This is a genomic window from Crenothrix polyspora, from assembly GCF_900163755.1.
GTDB classification, from domain to species: Bacteria; Pseudomonadota; Gammaproteobacteria; order Methylococcales; family Methylomonadaceae; genus Crenothrix; species Crenothrix polyspora.
Window position 1 is genome coordinate 61674 of the sequence record NZ_FUKI01000108.1, and the last position, 15069, is coordinate 76742.

At 43.9% G+C, this 15069-nt stretch carries 16 protein-coding genes; 6 read left to right on the top strand and 10 right to left on the bottom strand.

What is annotated here, in order from left to right:
- Window positions 1-9: 9 nt before the first annotated feature.
- Together CRENPOLYSF2_RS08630 and CRENPOLYSF2_RS08635 are read left to right on the top strand one after the other, a co-directional pair.
- Complete coding sequence (locus CRENPOLYSF2_RS08630; RefSeq protein WP_087143547.1) at window positions 10-672, top strand: response regulator transcription factor; 663 nt, start codon at window positions 10-12, stop codon at window positions 670-672.
- Window positions 669-2039 (top strand): sensor histidine kinase, encoded by a 1371-nt coding sequence (locus CRENPOLYSF2_RS08635; protein ID WP_087143548.1) that lies wholly within the window; start codon window positions 669-671, stop codon window positions 2037-2039. The genes CRENPOLYSF2_RS08630 and CRENPOLYSF2_RS08635 overlap by 4 nt, the downstream gene beginning before the upstream one ends.
- Window positions 2040-2194: 155 nt before the next feature.
- On the opposite strand, the gene CRENPOLYSF2_RS08640 is transcribed toward CRENPOLYSF2_RS08635, so the two are convergent.
- The 8 genes from CRENPOLYSF2_RS08640 to CRENPOLYSF2_RS08675 all read right to left on the bottom strand — a co-directional run bounded on the left by CRENPOLYSF2_RS08640 (window position 2195) and on the right by CRENPOLYSF2_RS08675 (window position 8340).
- Window positions 2195-2488, bottom strand: coding sequence for a type II toxin-antitoxin system RelE/ParE family toxin (locus CRENPOLYSF2_RS08640; protein ID WP_087143549.1), 294 nt, complete (start codon window positions 2486-2488; stop codon window positions 2195-2197).
- Window positions 2478-2708 (bottom strand): addiction module protein, encoded by a 231-nt coding sequence (locus CRENPOLYSF2_RS08645; RefSeq protein ID WP_087143550.1) that lies wholly within the window; start codon window positions 2706-2708, stop codon window positions 2478-2480. Before CRENPOLYSF2_RS08645 ends, CRENPOLYSF2_RS08640 begins: the two co-directional genes overlap by 11 nt.
- Window positions 2709-2866: 158 nt before the next feature.
- Window positions 2867-4843: a molecular chaperone HtpG gene (gene htpG / locus CRENPOLYSF2_RS08650; RefSeq protein ID WP_087143551.1), complete on the bottom strand. Its 1977-nt coding sequence runs from the start codon at window positions 4841-4843 to the stop codon at window positions 2867-2869.
- A 165-nt stretch (window positions 4844-5008) separates the two neighbouring features.
- Window positions 5009-5377 carry a hypothetical protein gene (locus tag CRENPOLYSF2_RS08655; RefSeq protein WP_087143552.1) on the bottom strand — a complete coding sequence of 123 codons (369 nt, stop codon included), beginning with the start codon at window positions 5375-5377 and terminating at the stop codon, window positions 5009-5011.
- Between the two features lie 257 nt (window positions 5378-5634).
- Window positions 5635-6747, bottom strand: a complete 1113-nt coding sequence (locus CRENPOLYSF2_RS08660; protein WP_087143553.1) for a helix-turn-helix transcriptional regulator — start codon at window positions 6745-6747, stop codon at window positions 5635-5637.
- A 269-nt stretch (window positions 6748-7016) separates the two neighbouring features.
- Window positions 7017-7397, bottom strand: coding sequence for a type II toxin-antitoxin system death-on-curing family toxin (locus tag CRENPOLYSF2_RS08665; protein ID WP_087143554.1), 381 nt, complete (start codon window positions 7395-7397; stop codon window positions 7017-7019).
- On the bottom strand, window positions 7397-7621 hold the full coding sequence (locus CRENPOLYSF2_RS08670) for an AbrB/MazE/SpoVT family DNA-binding domain-containing protein (protein ID WP_087143555.1): 225 nt from the start codon (window positions 7619-7621) through the stop codon (window positions 7397-7399). The genes CRENPOLYSF2_RS08665 and CRENPOLYSF2_RS08670 overlap by 1 nt, the downstream gene beginning before the upstream one ends.
- A 95-nt stretch (window positions 7622-7716) precedes the next feature.
- On the bottom strand, window positions 7717-8340 hold the full coding sequence (locus CRENPOLYSF2_RS08675) for a Uma2 family endonuclease (protein ID WP_087143556.1): 624 nt from the start codon (window positions 8338-8340) through the stop codon (window positions 7717-7719).
- A gap of 371 nt (window positions 8341-8711) precedes the next feature.
- On the opposite strand from CRENPOLYSF2_RS08675, the gene CRENPOLYSF2_RS08680 reads away from it, so the two are divergent.
- On the top strand, window positions 8712-10112 hold the full coding sequence (locus CRENPOLYSF2_RS08680; RefSeq protein WP_087143557.1) for a trypsin-like serine protease: 1401 nt from the start codon (window positions 8712-8714) through the stop codon (window positions 10110-10112).
- A 109-nt stretch (window positions 10113-10221) separates the two neighbouring features.
- Here the strand turns inward: CRENPOLYSF2_RS08680 and CRENPOLYSF2_RS08685 are convergent, their stop codons facing one another.
- Both CRENPOLYSF2_RS08685 and CRENPOLYSF2_RS08690 read right to left on the bottom strand, forming a co-directional pair.
- Window positions 10222-10593 (bottom strand): type II toxin-antitoxin system death-on-curing family toxin, encoded by a 372-nt coding sequence (locus CRENPOLYSF2_RS08685; RefSeq protein WP_087143558.1) that lies wholly within the window; start codon window positions 10591-10593, stop codon window positions 10222-10224.
- Window positions 10590-10817 (bottom strand): hypothetical protein, encoded by a 228-nt coding sequence (locus tag CRENPOLYSF2_RS08690; RefSeq protein WP_087143559.1) that lies wholly within the window; start codon window positions 10815-10817, stop codon window positions 10590-10592. Before CRENPOLYSF2_RS08690 ends, CRENPOLYSF2_RS08685 begins: the two co-directional genes overlap by 4 nt.
- A gap of 366 nt (window positions 10818-11183) precedes the next feature.
- Between CRENPOLYSF2_RS08690 and CRENPOLYSF2_RS08695 the strand changes: the two genes are divergently transcribed.
- From CRENPOLYSF2_RS08695 to CRENPOLYSF2_RS08730, 3 genes are read left to right on the top strand one after another with little or no spacing between them, the layout of a single operon-like run.
- Window positions 11184-11990 (top strand): DsbA family protein, encoded by an 807-nt coding sequence (locus CRENPOLYSF2_RS08695; protein WP_087143560.1) that lies wholly within the window; start codon window positions 11184-11186, stop codon window positions 11988-11990.
- Window positions 11991-12033: 43 nt separating this feature from the next.
- Window positions 12034-14418 carry a DUF1566 domain-containing protein gene (locus tag CRENPOLYSF2_RS18525; RefSeq protein WP_140396829.1) on the top strand — a complete coding sequence of 795 codons (2385 nt, stop codon included), beginning with the start codon at window positions 12034-12036 and terminating at the stop codon, window positions 14416-14418.
- 42 nt (window positions 14419-14460) lie between these two features.
- Complete coding sequence (locus tag CRENPOLYSF2_RS08730; RefSeq protein WP_087143564.1) at window positions 14461-15003, top strand: Lcl C-terminal domain-containing protein; 543 nt, start codon at window positions 14461-14463, stop codon at window positions 15001-15003.
- Window positions 15004-15069 lie beyond the last annotated feature (66 nt).

The following is a 15069-nucleotide window of genomic DNA, read 5'->3' on the forward strand; positions in this document are numbered from 1 at the left end:
CTGGATTAGATGCGTTTGTTACTGGTTGAGGATGATTTTACCTTATCAACGTCCTTAAAAACTGATTTGGTCAATGCCGGTTACGCCGTGGATATCGCCAACGATGGCGAACGTGGCGAGTTTTTAGGGATGACGGAAAATTACGATATTGTCATCCTCGATTTAGGGCTACCCAAGATGTCCGGTTTAGAGGTGCTACAAAAATGGCGTGCCGCTAACAATAATGTGCCGGTGATTGTATTAACCGCACGGGATGCGTGGCACGAAAAAGTCGATGGCTTTAAGGCCGGTGCAGATGATTATTTAGGCAAACCCTTTCATCTTCAGGAGCTGTTAGTTCGGTTGCAAGCCTTGTTAAAACGTACGTACAACCAGAATCAAAGCGGTTTACAAGCAGAAGGTTTAAGCTTAAATGAAGAGCAACAAACCGTCATTGTTAATGGCGAAACAGTTAATTTAACGGCGATTGAATACCGGCTATTACGTTATTTTATGCTGCATTCGGGGAAGGTACTCAGTAAAGCCCACTTGGGTGAGCATATTTATGACTATGACAGCGACCCTGACAGCAATGTGATTGAAGTTTACATCAATCGGCTGCGCCGTATTGTTGGCAATGAGTTGATTCAAACGCGCCGTGGCCAAGGGTATGTGTTTGGCCAAAAACCATGATGTCATTGCGGCGGCGACTCAATGTTGGCTTGGTGTCCATTCTGTGTGTTGTTTTTGTTATCCATTGGCTGGCGGCTGATTGGGTGATTCGTTCGGTTGCTGAAAAACAAATGGCGACCCGGTTAAGAGAGGATGGCGAATCGATATTCGAGACCATGACGCTTGATGACAATGGCCAGTTGAACTTGAACAGCGTTTACATTGCGTCCGTCTATAACCATAAAATCTCAGGGCATTATTATTCCATACAATTTAATAACCAACGTTATGATTCAAACTCCTTACACCATCGCCCCATAACCATTAAAGCGCCACTGCCTGAACCTGGCCAGTTACAGCTTTATCATCTGAGCAAAGGCCCTGAGCAGTTACCCATTTTGGCGTTGGTTCAGGTAGTTGAAAAATTTGGCTATCTTGTCACCATTACTACGGCAGAAGAACTGTCTTCTGTTGACCATGATATTACCTTTATCCGGCTGTCTTATTTCGGTTTATCCTTAACCGTACTGATTTGCGCCATTGTGTTGCAAAGCATTGATGTCCGGCGCTCCCTAAAGCCAATAGTCAACGTGCGGCAAGAGCTGGAACAGGTTACCAAGGGCTATCAACAGCAGATTGATGTAGCTGTACCGTCTGAAATTAAACCGCTGGTTAAGGAAATTAACCGTTTATTGGCGTTGGTGGTGCGACGGCTGCAACAATCTCGCACTGCGATTGGTAACCTTGCCCATGCCTTAAAACCGCCGTTAGCACTGTTGTTCAAAGTGGCCGAACATCCTGCTTTTAATGACCATCCTGAACTTAAACACCTGTTACAAACGCAGACCGATGCCATGCACCGGAGTATTGAACGGGAATTAAAGCGGGCACGGATTGCTGGTAATCAACAGGCCAGTATTGCCTTCAATCCTTACCTGGAATTGATGACACTGGCAAAATTACTCAAGACCATTTACGCCGAAAAACAGTTGGTAATTAACGTCATTGCTCCTGATTTACTCGTACATTTTGATCGGGAGGATATGCTGGAAATGATCGGCAATCTGCTCGACAATGCCTGTAAATGGGCGAAACATGACATTAATGTTGAGATCATTTTTTCACAAACGCTAACCATTGCAATCGCAGATGATGGTCCTGGCTGCGATGCGCTTAATGCACAGTTGCTGACGCAACGCGGATTGCGTTTGGATGAATCCATTCAAGGCCACGGCTTGGGCTTAGCTATCGTGCTTGATATTGTTAACTGTTATGAAGGTGTTTTGGAGATTGGTCGCAGCAAAACATTAGGAGGCGTTCTTGCTACGGTATATTTACCTTTAAATGTAGAGGTCAAAGGTAAGCAGATTAAAAAAAAGTCCGACTAAGTCGGCCTTTTTGTATACGTGAAATTACAGCATTTGCTTAGTGCAACAAGCCATTTAACTTATGAATAAACGCCGCCGGATCATCCAACTGCCCGCCTTCGCTTAAAATAGCCTGGTCAAACAAGATATGCGTCAAGTCGGCAAAACGGTAATCGTCATTTTCTACCTAAACCAAAACCAGGGTGTCTACGCTGATGCTTTACAAGCGTTACGCGCAGTACATCGCTTTCCAAAACTCGATAATAAATAACGTAAGGAAAACGCTGCATTAACGCTCGCCGTATATCACCTTCAACAACCCGCCATTGCGTTGGTAACGAAGTAATCTTTAAAACCTGCCGTTCAAACTCATTAAGAAACTCAGCGCCTAAGCCTTCTGAACACACATTATAGTACTCAATTATTTCACGTAACTCCTGCTCAATGGCAGGATGGTACTCAACGCGCATCGCGTAACTTAGCCATTAATTGCTTATGCGACAAAGCCTCTACCTCACCGTTTTCAATTTCGCTATCACGCCGTTTAGCCAATACAATCGCCTCATCATCTGACATATCAGCAGCGACAAGATAAGGGGCCTCTAGGCTTTCCCATATCGTTTGTGCAAGCATCGCCCTGTCATGTGCATTTAACCTTAACGCTTCACTGGCAATCTGATCAATACTCATAATAAAACCTTCAAAATATATTTTTTAAACATAACCGTCCGCATGAAGTTTTTCCTATTGTAGTTTAATTAGACAAGTCCATTCCATGTTTTCAAAAACAACACCCACAAAAAAGGCCGACAAAGTCGGCCTTTCTCTATCCAGGTAAATCCAGATAATTAGTGCAGCAAGCCCTGCAATAAACCATTCAGTTTATGCACAAACGCCGCCGGATCATCCAACTGCCCGCCTTCGCTTAAAATAGCCTGGTCAAACAAAATGTGTGTCAGATCAGCAAAACGGCTGTCGTCCTGCTCTACTTTCATCCGCGCCACCAAGGGATGCGTTGGATTGATTTCGAAAATCGGCTTTTTGCCCATGCCCATACCGCCCATCATTTGGCCAGCTTCTTTCATGATGCGTTCCATGTTCAGGCTCATACCATATACATCGGCCACCAAACACGCAGGGGATTCAGTTAAACGATGGCTTAACTTCACCTCGCTGACCTTATCACCCAACACCTCTTTAATCTGCTTAATAACCGATTCAAAATCTTTATTCACTTCTTCCAGATTGGTTTTGTCTTCGTCGTCCGCCAACGCGCCTAAATCCAAATTGCCCTTGGCGACCGATTCCAAATGCTTGCCGTCAAACTCATCTAAATGTGACACCAACCATTCGTCGATACGATCAGACAACAACAACACTTCAATACCTTTTTTACGGAAAATTTCCAGATGCGGGCTGTTTTTAGCCGCCGCAAACGTTTCACCGGTGACGTAATAAATCTTCTCCTGGCCTTCCTTCATCCGGCCTACGTAATCTTCCAGCGCGACATCTTGCTTATCGGTATTGGCATGAGTAGTGGCAAAACGCAGCAATTTAGACACACGGTCTTTGTTACTATTGTCTTCAATCGGGCCTTCCTTAATAACCGCACCGAATTGCGCCCAGAAAGTGGCGTATTTTTCAGGGTCATTTTTGGCCACGCCTTCCAGCATGCCCAAGACTTTTTTAACCGCGCCAGACTTGATATTGCTGATCTGCTTGCTTTGTTGCAAAATTTCCCGCGATACGTTCAGCGGCAACGAATTGGTGTCGATAATACCCTTGATAAAACGCAAATAACGCGGCATCAACTGCTCGGCATCGTCGGTAATAAACACTTTGCGGATATACAGTTTTACGCCGTGCTTGGCTTCCCTGTCCCACATATCAAATGGCGCACGCGAGGGCACGTACAATAATAACGTGTATTCGTTCGTACCTTCCACTTTGCTGTGGACATGGGTTAATGGCTCTTGGTAATCGTGGGAGACATGCTTGTAGAACGAGGCATAATCTTCCTCAGAAATATCCTGACGGGCTTTAGTCCACAAGGCCGACGCGCTGTTGATGGTTTCGTCTTCAATCACAGGTTCAGGCTTGGCTTTAGCTTCAATGGCTTCACCGTCCTCGCCGACTTGCTCGTCTTCATCCTCATAAGAGGGCATGACTTGCTTATCCATTACAATCGGCAACGCAATGTGATCAGAGAATTTTCTCACTACCGAACGGATGCGATAAGCATCTAAAAATTCTTCTTCGCCGTCTTTTAAATGCAAGACGATTTCCGTGCCGCGCGTGGCTTTTTCGACGGTTTCCAGCGTGTAATCACCTTCACCAGCCGATTCCCAACGTGCGCCTTCGCTTTTATCGCTACCGGCTTTGCGGGTGGTTAAGGTAACTTTATCAGCCACAATAAACGCCGAATAAAAGCCCACACCAAACTGGCCAATTAACTCGCTGTCTTTGGCTTGTTCGCCGGTTAAGGCTTCAAAAAATTGTTTAGTGCCAGACTTGGCAATCGTACCGATATGCTCTTGCACTTCGGCGCGGGTCATACCGATGCCGTTATCGGTAATGGTAATAGTGCGTTTTTCCTTATCGAATGCGATACGAATTTTCAGGTCGCTGTCGCCATCGTAAAGCGTGTCGTTGGACAGTGCTTCAAAACGCAGCTTGTCCACCGCATCGGAACCGTTAGAAATTAATTCGCGCAAGAAAATCTCTTTGTTGCTGTACAAAGAGTGAATCATCAGGTGCAGCAGGTGTTTTACTTCGGTTTGAAAGCCTAGGGTTTCTTTTTGTGCTTCTTTTGCGTCTACAGACATTTAACATTCCTCATTAATCAAAAACAATATGAGAAATTTGGGGGCGGATTGATTTATTTCAAGACTGATTTTATTAACAAGGCTAATTTTTAGCGTTATTACGTTATTTTGACAGAATGGATGACATAAGGGGGAGACCTTATGTCATCGCATACAACCGCTAACTTATAACGTTTTAATTAACTGGATGCCTTCTTTTAACGCGGCAGTGCCTTTTTCAATTTCGCCAGTTTTATTAGCGACTTGGCCACGTTGAATAATAGCATCTGCTTGCTTTAAAGTGTCTGCATCGCCCATTGTTTCTATACCTGAGCGTGCAGCTCTGATAGATAAATTAGCGTTAGAAAAATCACTGTTGCCCATTAAAACAATCGCTTGTTCAAGATGTGCTATGAGTTCAGCACCGGTAGCTACTGCTTTAGGTGCAGCAGCTACGGCTGGTGCAGCGGCGGCTTCAGCAAAAGCGATAGTTGTAGTAGCCGCTAAAGACAAAGCAATAGATAAAGTTAACGCTGTTTTTTTAATGAAATTCATAAAGCTATAAAGTCCTCGGTTATGATTACCAGATAAAGTCCGGAAATAAATCATCGAAAGGTTTGTGCCTTTCAGGGTTCATCATACAATCAGTTAGGGTATCTGCACAGCTTAAATTTATAAATTCTTACCAGCGAGTAATGATTACGTCTGTTACTTAGAGCGACTGCCCATGTAAGCGGGATAGTTTTAAAAAGCCGTTTGTACTGAGCTTGTCGAAGTGTTGCAGTGGTTCGACAAGCGCACCACGAACGACATCACTTTACTATACTGATTGCAACATCAACACACTGCTTCTCCAGCACCAATAACTTAGGTAGTAACTCCTCGCGGTGATGAATATCCAGTTTAATAAAAATTTTATTGAGGTGGTCTTTAACGGTGGTGTTTTTGATATGCAGGTGTTCGCCGATTTTTTCGTTGGAAAATCCTTGTGCCAGCAACAAGGCAACTTCTTTTTGCATAGTAGAAAGTGGTAGGGCTTGCAGGGCACGCAGGATTTTTAAGGTTAGCGGTTCTTGATGCTCAATAGTCATGCCGATGAAGCCACCTGGCTCATTGTTTTGTTTGTTCAGCCAGTGGGCACAGAAGATAAAACGGCCACGGCTATTGGTATAACTCCAGGACGGTGGTGCGGCGTGTTTGCCCTGAAATATTGTATCCAGGTTACGGCACAGTTGTGCTAATTTGGCTAACATCTCAGCTTCTTCGCTGCGTCCATTCGCGGTTAATGTCGGATGGCAGGCCAAGGCCAATAAATTCTTGGCTTGATAACTCATCAACTCTATTTGTCCTTGTACAGTCATAATCATCAGGCCTGAAGATCCGGTTTCACTGTATTGGATACTCTTGTCATCTGGGGCTTGCAGTGCATGGCTGATATAAGGCAGTAGCTGCGGCATAAGGTTTTGCTCGCGTGTATTGAAGGGTTTTTGATGGCGTGGGCGAAACAGGTTTATGGTGCCGACAGGTTTGCCATTGATCCATACCAACGTTAAAAGGCTGTGGTGTTGATCATAGGGGCGAAAAATTAAGTTGTAAAAATCGGTTTTATAAAAATTTCTGTCGAGGATCTTGGAATCAGTTAATGTTGGGTGGGTGATAAACCAGCCAACAAAGCTATTTGTTCGCTCAGGGGTAAAAAAAGCGGAAATAATGACGGGTATGAGTTCAGACGCATCTAAATCAGCTATGGCATTTTCAAGTATGAAGTAGGTGGGTATTATGCTTTCATTCCATCCAGAAAACGTATTGCTGCCGGATGGGATAACAGCTTGTATGGCACGGAGGAATTCCGGTATCACCACTTCTTTGCTTAGCCCTGAGCAACATAATTGACGTAGATAGGCGATGGACTTGGCGTGTTTCATGATGACGCTCCCGTTATTATTTTTATAGGCGTTTGAGTCGGCAAAACATCTGGGCTTTGTCGATACGGCAAGACTATTTTTAGCTTATGGGATTTTAACAGGAATGTCTGTGAACTATTTCACACTTTTTGTGTGAAATAGTTCACTTTTTTACAGGCAAGTAACGCGCATGACACACTTGAGCAAGTTCATGCTTCGACAGGCTCAGCACGATCGGGAATTTTGTTTTAAGTTGTTTAGTAATTCAACAATCAGAGGCTAAATCATCGTCACAGAGGCCTGGTGTTATTTCTAATCCAGTCAGCAAAAGCTTTTTCGGATAGTTTGCCCTCTGCAAGCTTTAACATGGTGAGTACGCATGATGAATCATCAGCAATCAACTCCTGTCCGTTTAGAGCAAGAAAAAGCTCTGTGACTGTAAAGCCGGTGCGTTTGTTACCGTCTATAAAAGGATGGTTGCGGATAATACCAAATCCATAGGCGGCCAGCGCAGCAATATCCTGCTCTTCATACAGCGCTAAATTTTGGGGACGGAACAGGGCGGATTCCAACAAACCAGGATCACGAATACCTGTCCCACCACCATGTTCCGCAAGATGTTCCTCATGCAATGCAAGGACAACGGATTCTTTAATCCAGATAACTGGCATTATTTCGCCAATTCATGCAAGACGTCGCGGCGTTTCTTCATTATCCGCCGTGCCTCGGTCATTTGCTGCTCAAATTCTGGATTATAAGGCGTTAGCCTAAAGCCTTCTGGGGATTCTGTCAGATACATCTTGTCGCCTTTTTCAAGATGCAGCTTGTCCAGTGCCTCTTTAGGTAGGACAACCCCCACGGAATTGCCAATTGCGGTTAGTTTGAGTGTCAGCATGGTATCACCTATTGTTAGTACATAAGTAATAACAATAGGTGGAAAATAAGGGTCTGTCTATAAAAATATAGGTGCGTTGTGCGTAATCTATTCAGTTAAAAAGGGACATCCCAAATTTTTTGCAGATCCAGCTTAAAGCCCATTAACACCCTGTCCGGTAACAAAGCGGTTGGGTTGTCCAGGATAACTGGCGGCATGTCGGGCTGGTAAACAAAAACGTGCCTTGTTTCAGGATCGATTAACCAACCCAAGCTAGCGCCATTTTCAATATATTCCTGCATTTTGGCTTGCAAGGTTTTCAAGCTATCACTGGGTGAGCGTAACTCAATCACAAAATCTGGACACAGTGGTAAAAACCGTTGTTTCTGCTGGGGTGTTAAAACGGCCAAGCGTGATTTTTTCACCCATGACGCATCAGGCGAACGAATCGCCTTATTAGGCAAAATATAGCCAGTGGATGAATCAAATGCTATGCCGTTACTCTCTAGTTCTGCCCAATTATATAATTGAGCAGCCAAACTCAAGTTTCGACTACCTGTTTCTCCCCCCGTTGGTGCCATAATTTCACAATCCCCTTGAGCCGTGCGCTCAATCCGCAACTCTCTGTTAACCTGGCAAAATTCAAAAAACAGTTCTTCCTCCCCTTGTAGGGATGGCGGCCAATGTAGCAACATGGGGTTTAAATAGGCTTCTTGTTTGACGGCATGGCTTAAGTTCATGACACCCCCTTAAAAATAATATTAAACAACACATTAAACCGGATCAGCCATTGTTTTAAATGGTTGTCCATTTTATCGAATGAGACTTTATAGCACACGCAGGGTAAAACTGGAATTCAGATGGCATTTACCACGGTGGTTGGTGTATTAACATAAATCTAAAAATGACAGAGAGCATTGTTATACCAGCTTAGTGTAATTTTTTTGGCCGTATTTGTAGTCAATTTATTAAAAAAGTAAGTAAAAGTGCTCAAATACCCTCCGTGCGGAGGGCGACAGCAGGAAAATTTTGTGAGCATAATGCAGACGGAAATAATTCCAAAGCCTCTTAAATTCACGAGGTATTCCTAAATAAAAAAGGAGATAAGATTATGAACTATAAGCATGTATTATTTACTTTTCTGTACCTAGGAGCCAGTGCTGCGTTGTTGTCATCGCAAGATGCTACCGCAGTTATCAATGGAAATCCGGTTACCGCTCAGGAACAGCAAAATCGAGGACTGGTTAGATTAGTTTACGGCAGCAGCAGTTGCTCTGCTGTGTTGATTTCAAATGGTTGGGCTATGACTGCTGGACATTGTGTAGCTAGAAACAGGATACAGCCAAAGAAGTTGACATTCATTTTAAATAAAGCCCAAACAGTTGGTGATGCAATTTACCTGTTTGGTGGATTCTCTGATGAAGTCGGCCCCGATTTGGCTCTTGTTCATCTGTCTAAGCCATTTAAAATAAATGGCTCTAGTGTTGGCTTTGTTAATAAACTATGGCCTGGCAACTCAAATTCACTGATAAATCCAAAACGTACTCTGGCTGCGTATGGGCAAGGGCGTAATGTGTGCTCAGGTGGTGGTACGGGCGTTTATCGTGCTGCCGATCTGGATCTCAGTGAAATAAACATCGCAGCAACCGAACGGCCAATTAATCCAAATGACCCACCAACAAAATTTATTAGCCGTATTGGAGGGCATTATCACCGACTCATTATGAACAGCAGCAATCAAATTCTTGCTCCAGGTGACAGTGGTGGGCCTACATTTATGTGGCAAAACGGCATCCCCTACATAGTCGGCGTGACTTCAGGAACCGATTGTAATACAGGGCCATCCTACCAAGTTTCTATTCCAACTGTCCGTACGTGGATTGGAGCAGTGTTTAAGACACAGTGGCATCCCACAGTAACATCAGAGCCTATTTCAGTAAAGTTAGCGGAAATCACAGGGACAAAATGGGGGCTCAATGATGCGAACATCGTAAACTGGGCACAAGCGGCAAGGGCAGCAGCTGCCATGTGTTATAACCGTGGTTTCGCCGGTGGACATTTCGATGGACACCAGGATGTTGCCAAAGGAGATTACGGAATCCAGTGCTCAGGCAAAGGCACTGATTGGTACAATGTAACTGCAACAGATATTCAAAATACTGGCTGGGGATTTACGGACGTAAATCAAGTACATTGGGCACATGCAAATCGTGCGGCGGCAGGACTTTGCTCAGGATTTGCTCAAGGCTTTGTTGGGGGGCATTTCAATGGTCATATGAGAAATGGTCGATATGGCCTGTTTTGTTATCGAGATGGTACTCAGTGGTTTGATGCAACTGACAGTGAAATTACGGCAACGGGCTGGGGGTTTCCAACTCACGACGTCAACGATGTACCATGGGCTTTAGCAGCACGGGCAGCAGTAGGTTTTTGTAGAGGTAAAGGATTTTCAGGTGGCTTTATGAATGGTCATCAAGCTTCTGGTAAATACGGAGTTGTCTGCCAAAAATAGACAACAGTTAAAATCGGGTGGAGATAACGGGATTGCGCTCGTTATCCCCCTTATCACGAGACATGTGGTTTTATGCATCCGGCGTATTACGTGTATCCGTGATGACACCTTACTGCCGAGTATTCGTCCGCAGCCAATGATCCAGCTTCTCATATTTAAATTGGTTGTTGTCATATAAATCCGACAGGAATGCATAAATTAACTTTGCATCCGCCGTGATTTCAACCCCATTAATCGCTAAAAACGTATAGGCACAGGCAAAAGCCGTGCGCTTGTTACCGTCTATAAACGGGTGGTTTTGCGATAGGCTTTCCCAAAGCGCGGCTGCCTCGCCTATCAAATCAGGATAATAGCCAGATTGCATCCGAAACAAGGCTGCTTCAAGCTGGCCAGGGTCGCGAGTTCCATTCAAACCGCCATAACGTTCAACTTGGTCGTCATGGATGGCCAACACTTCGGCCATTGTTAAGTATTCACTCATTTAGCTAACTTTTCATATAGATCAGAATATCGACCATGACTAGCCTGATACGCTGCCATAACATGTGCACGTGGCCGAGATTTCCGGTGTTTTTCGACTAAATCAATTAACGCCTCATCTACAAGCGCCTGTATCTGTCGGCCTTCATTTCTGGCTAGTTCCCGCACCTGAAGTAGTACACCAGCATCAACCTGTGTTGCGAATTTTTCACGAATTTCCGACATGAGTTTCTCCTTATTTAATCTATAGCTACAAATTTATCATGAAACATCATGATTTTTTAAGATGGTTAAACACAGTTAGATCGTTGCTTTGTTTGAATTGCTGTATTTGTAGTCGATTTTTAAAAAAATGTAAGCAAAAACGCTCAAATACCCTCCTTGAGGAGGGTGACAGCAGAAAAATTTAGGCGTATTGTGAGACTTGCAAGCAGTTGTAGCTATGAATAATCAATGAAATACGTCCTAAAGACAAGTCATGATAAATGATTGGTGTTTTGATTATAATCTAACAATTTCAATGCATTGTTCTGTAAGCGTCAATTTTGATACGTAAATATTAAAAAAGAAAAAATTATAGGAATCATTAATATGTATATTAATTTTATTGGCTTAGTTAAATGTAATATAAAAATAAATATGCGCCGCATCATAGCGGTTTTTACAGCAGCATTTTTATTCCAAGTTACTCCCAGTTTTGCTAGATCGGACAAAATGTTAGAAAACGAAATTGCAGCACTCAAGGAAGGTCAGAAAGCCATTCAAAAAGATCTGCAAGAAATTAAAAATATTTTGCGTTCCCAGCCACAAGGCAATGGTAAGCCTCATGTGCCTCAGAATATAGTACTCAGTGTGGAAGGTGGTGAGCTACAAGGCAACAAAAATACAAAACTAACGCTAATAGAGTATACGGATTTTCAATGCCCATTTTGCGGTAAATATGTGCATGATACATATCCCATTATAAAACAAGATTTTATCAATACGGGTAAATTAAAATATGTCCGAAAAGATTTCCCATTAGAATCTATTCATCCTTATGCTTTTAAAGCTGCAGAAGCGAGTCATTGTGCCCAAGAGCAGACAAAAGGGGCGGAAATGCACAAGCATTTGTTTGATAATCAAGGGCAGTTATCCCCTGCAAATTTATTGGAATATGCCAAGGTATTGGCACTTGATGTAGACGATTTTCAAAAATGTATGGATTCCGGGAAATATGCTTTGCAAATTCGAAAAAATATAACAGAAGCACAATCTGCTGGTGTTACGGGAACTCCGAGTTTCTTTCTAGGTACCAGTGATATATCAGGAAAAATAAAAGTGGTGCGTTCATTCACAGGAGCGCAACCTTTTTCTTCATTTAAGGCGGCGATTGATGAAGTATTAAATAATAGATAATAAATTTATACGAGCCTAGTCGCCAATGTAAGAAGGGAATAATATGACTTATAAAATTAACCACATATTTTGCTGGATAGTATTAACAATAGTTATAGCTATTTTTTTACCAAAAACTGTATTGGCGGCAGTGCCAGATTGTACAACGTTAGTTTGTGATGATAGTAATTCGTGTACAACAGACAGTTGTGATCGAGTTCTAGGATGTGTGTACACGCCGGTTGAAACGGGTGCATCTTGCGATGATAGCAACGCTTGCACACAAAGTGATGTTTGCTCTAGTGGGGTGTGTACAGGTTCTACGGTAACGTGCTCTGATGATGGCAATGTATGTACTACGGCTAGCTGCGATCCTACCTTGGGATGTATTCAAAACAATAACACGGCGGCTTGTGATGATGGTAATGGCTGTACCGTTGGTGACGTTTGTTCGGGTAGTCTATGCCAAGCTGGTGCCCACAAAAGTTGTAATGATAATAATACCTGTACGACTGATCAGTGTAACCCTGCAACCGGTTCTTGCGCCTACGTTAATAACACAGTTTCTTGTAGTGATGGTAATGATTGCACTGTTAGTGATGTATGCACGAATGGAGTTTGCAAACCAACATCTACTTTAAACTGTGAGGACAATAACCCCTGCACAGCGGAAAGTTGCGATCCGGTCGCTGGATGTGTGCATACGCCGGTTGCAACGGGCACATCTTGTGATGATAGTAATGTTTGCACACAAAACGATGTTTGCTCTAGTGGGGTGTGTACAGGTTCTACGGTAACGTGCTCTGATGATGGCAATGTATGTACTACGGCTAGCTGCGATCCTACCTTGGGATGTATTCAAAACAATAACACGGCGGCTTGTGATGATGCTAATGGCTGTACCCTTGGTGATGTTTGTTCGGGCAGTCGATGCCAAGCTGGCGCACCCAAAAGTTGTAATGATAATAATACCTGCACGACCGATCAGTGTAACCCTGCAACTGGTTCTTGCGCCTACGTTAACAATACAGTTTCTTGTACTGATAATAATAACTGTACGACTGGGGATGTATGCTCCAACGGTGTTTGCAAGCCGGGAACCACATTAAGCTGTGATGATAATAATCCGTGTACCGCCGAGAGTTGTGACGCGATTTCAGGGTGTGTTCATACTCCTGTTGTTGGTGCATGTAGCGGCCTAGTTTTAACAGTTAGTAAATCTGGCAGTGGCACCGGTAAGATTATTAGTAATCCGGCAGGCCTCAACTGTGGTGCGACCTGTTCATTTGATTTTGCCGCCGGTACGTTTGTTACCTTGACTGCCACGGCAGACGCTAATTCCATTTTCAGTGGCTGGAGTGATCCCGCCTGTGTTGGCACAGCCCCCTGTACAATAACAATAGCTCAGGCGAAATCGGTAACAGCAACATTTACAGCTATAACACCACCAGGTACAGTTACCGTAAGCAAAAATGGCACGGGTGTAGGGACAGTAAGTAGTATTCCAGCGGGTATTAACTGCGGGGCAACGTGTTCGGCCAATTTTGTAGGTATAAGGATTCCAGCAGTAATTATATTACGTGCAAGCCCCGATGCTAATTCTGTCTTTGTAGGCTGGGGCGGGGCGTGCAGTGGTTCTTCCACACTTTGTAGGGTATCCAAGTCAACCGCAAATTCAGTATCGGCAACTTTTACCGCCAAACCCAAATTGACAGTGACTAAAACCGGTAACGGTACAGGTACAGTAACCAGTTCTTCGGGTGGTATTAATTGCGGGCCAGTTTGTGAGGCCAGTTTTAATTCTGGCCAATCGGTAACGTTAACGGCGAGATCTTCTATCGGTTCCACGTTTGCTGGTTGGAGTGGTGCGTGTTCGGGTACAGGTAGTTGTACGGTCACTGTTAACCAAAATATGCAGGTAAGTGCATCCTTCCAAACCACAAGATTTTTCAAGATTAGCGGCGCAGGTATACAGCTGCCAGCCACTGCGGGTAGTTGGAATTGTGTGAAGGACAACAACACGGGTTTGGTATGGGAAGTAAAAACGAATAGTAACAATCTACACAGCCAGAATTGGAGTTATAGCTGGTATGACCCAAACAATAATACTAATGGTGGGAACTCAGGTACGCAAAATAGAGAGAATAGATGCGGTACTGGCAATACGTGTAACACTGATGCTTATGCTAAAGCAGTTAATAGAATAGGCTGGTGTGGTGCAAAAAACTGGCGGTTGCCAACACGGGAAGAGCTGGCAGGTATTGTTGACACATCTAAGCGCCCGACGATTGATCCGCTGTATTTTCCTAACACTGTCCAAGATGTGTTTTGGACATCGACAACGGATGCTCAAGACAGCAGAAACGCCTGGTATGTCTACTTTGCTAATGGCGGTAGTAACAGATCCATTAAGAGCGAAGTTTATCGTGTGCGATTAGTTCATCAGTAGCGGATTGTTTATCAGTTTGACATTAGATTTTGGAGTACATCCATGCACAAAGCCAATAGAACACCCATGTTAACCTGCTTGTTAACCTTGCTGTTGCCTGCTGTCAGCACGGCGCAAACCTGCAATACAGCGCATCTTGTAGCAGCTACCCCCAGCAGCCAGTTTACCGACAACAACGACGGCACTATCACCGATAAAAAAACCAAGCTGACTTGGAAAAAGTGCAGCGAGGCACAGCTGTGGAACAGTAATACAGGTGAATGTGACGGCATCGCCAACGCTTACACCTGGCAAGAAGCCCTAGCCCAAGTGCCTCTGGCTAATAGCGAGCGCTTTGCGGAAAAAACCGATTGGCGATTGCCTAGCTTTCAGGAATTGGCAAGCTTGGTTGAAACGCAATGCAGCGAGCCGAGCATCAACCTGTCGGTATTTCCAGGCACATCGCCGGAGGTGTTTTGGTCAGCATCGCCGTATGGCAGCAAAAGCGACTTTGCACACTACGTCAATTTCAACATAGGCCAGATTAGCGCAAGTAATAAGACCGAAACGTATTTAGTTCGCTTAGTGCGTGGGAATGTGTGGTGATTTTCTCTGTACATGACAAAAAAATAAGCCAATGAAATGTCATATAATTTTCGTTTTTGTAAACGA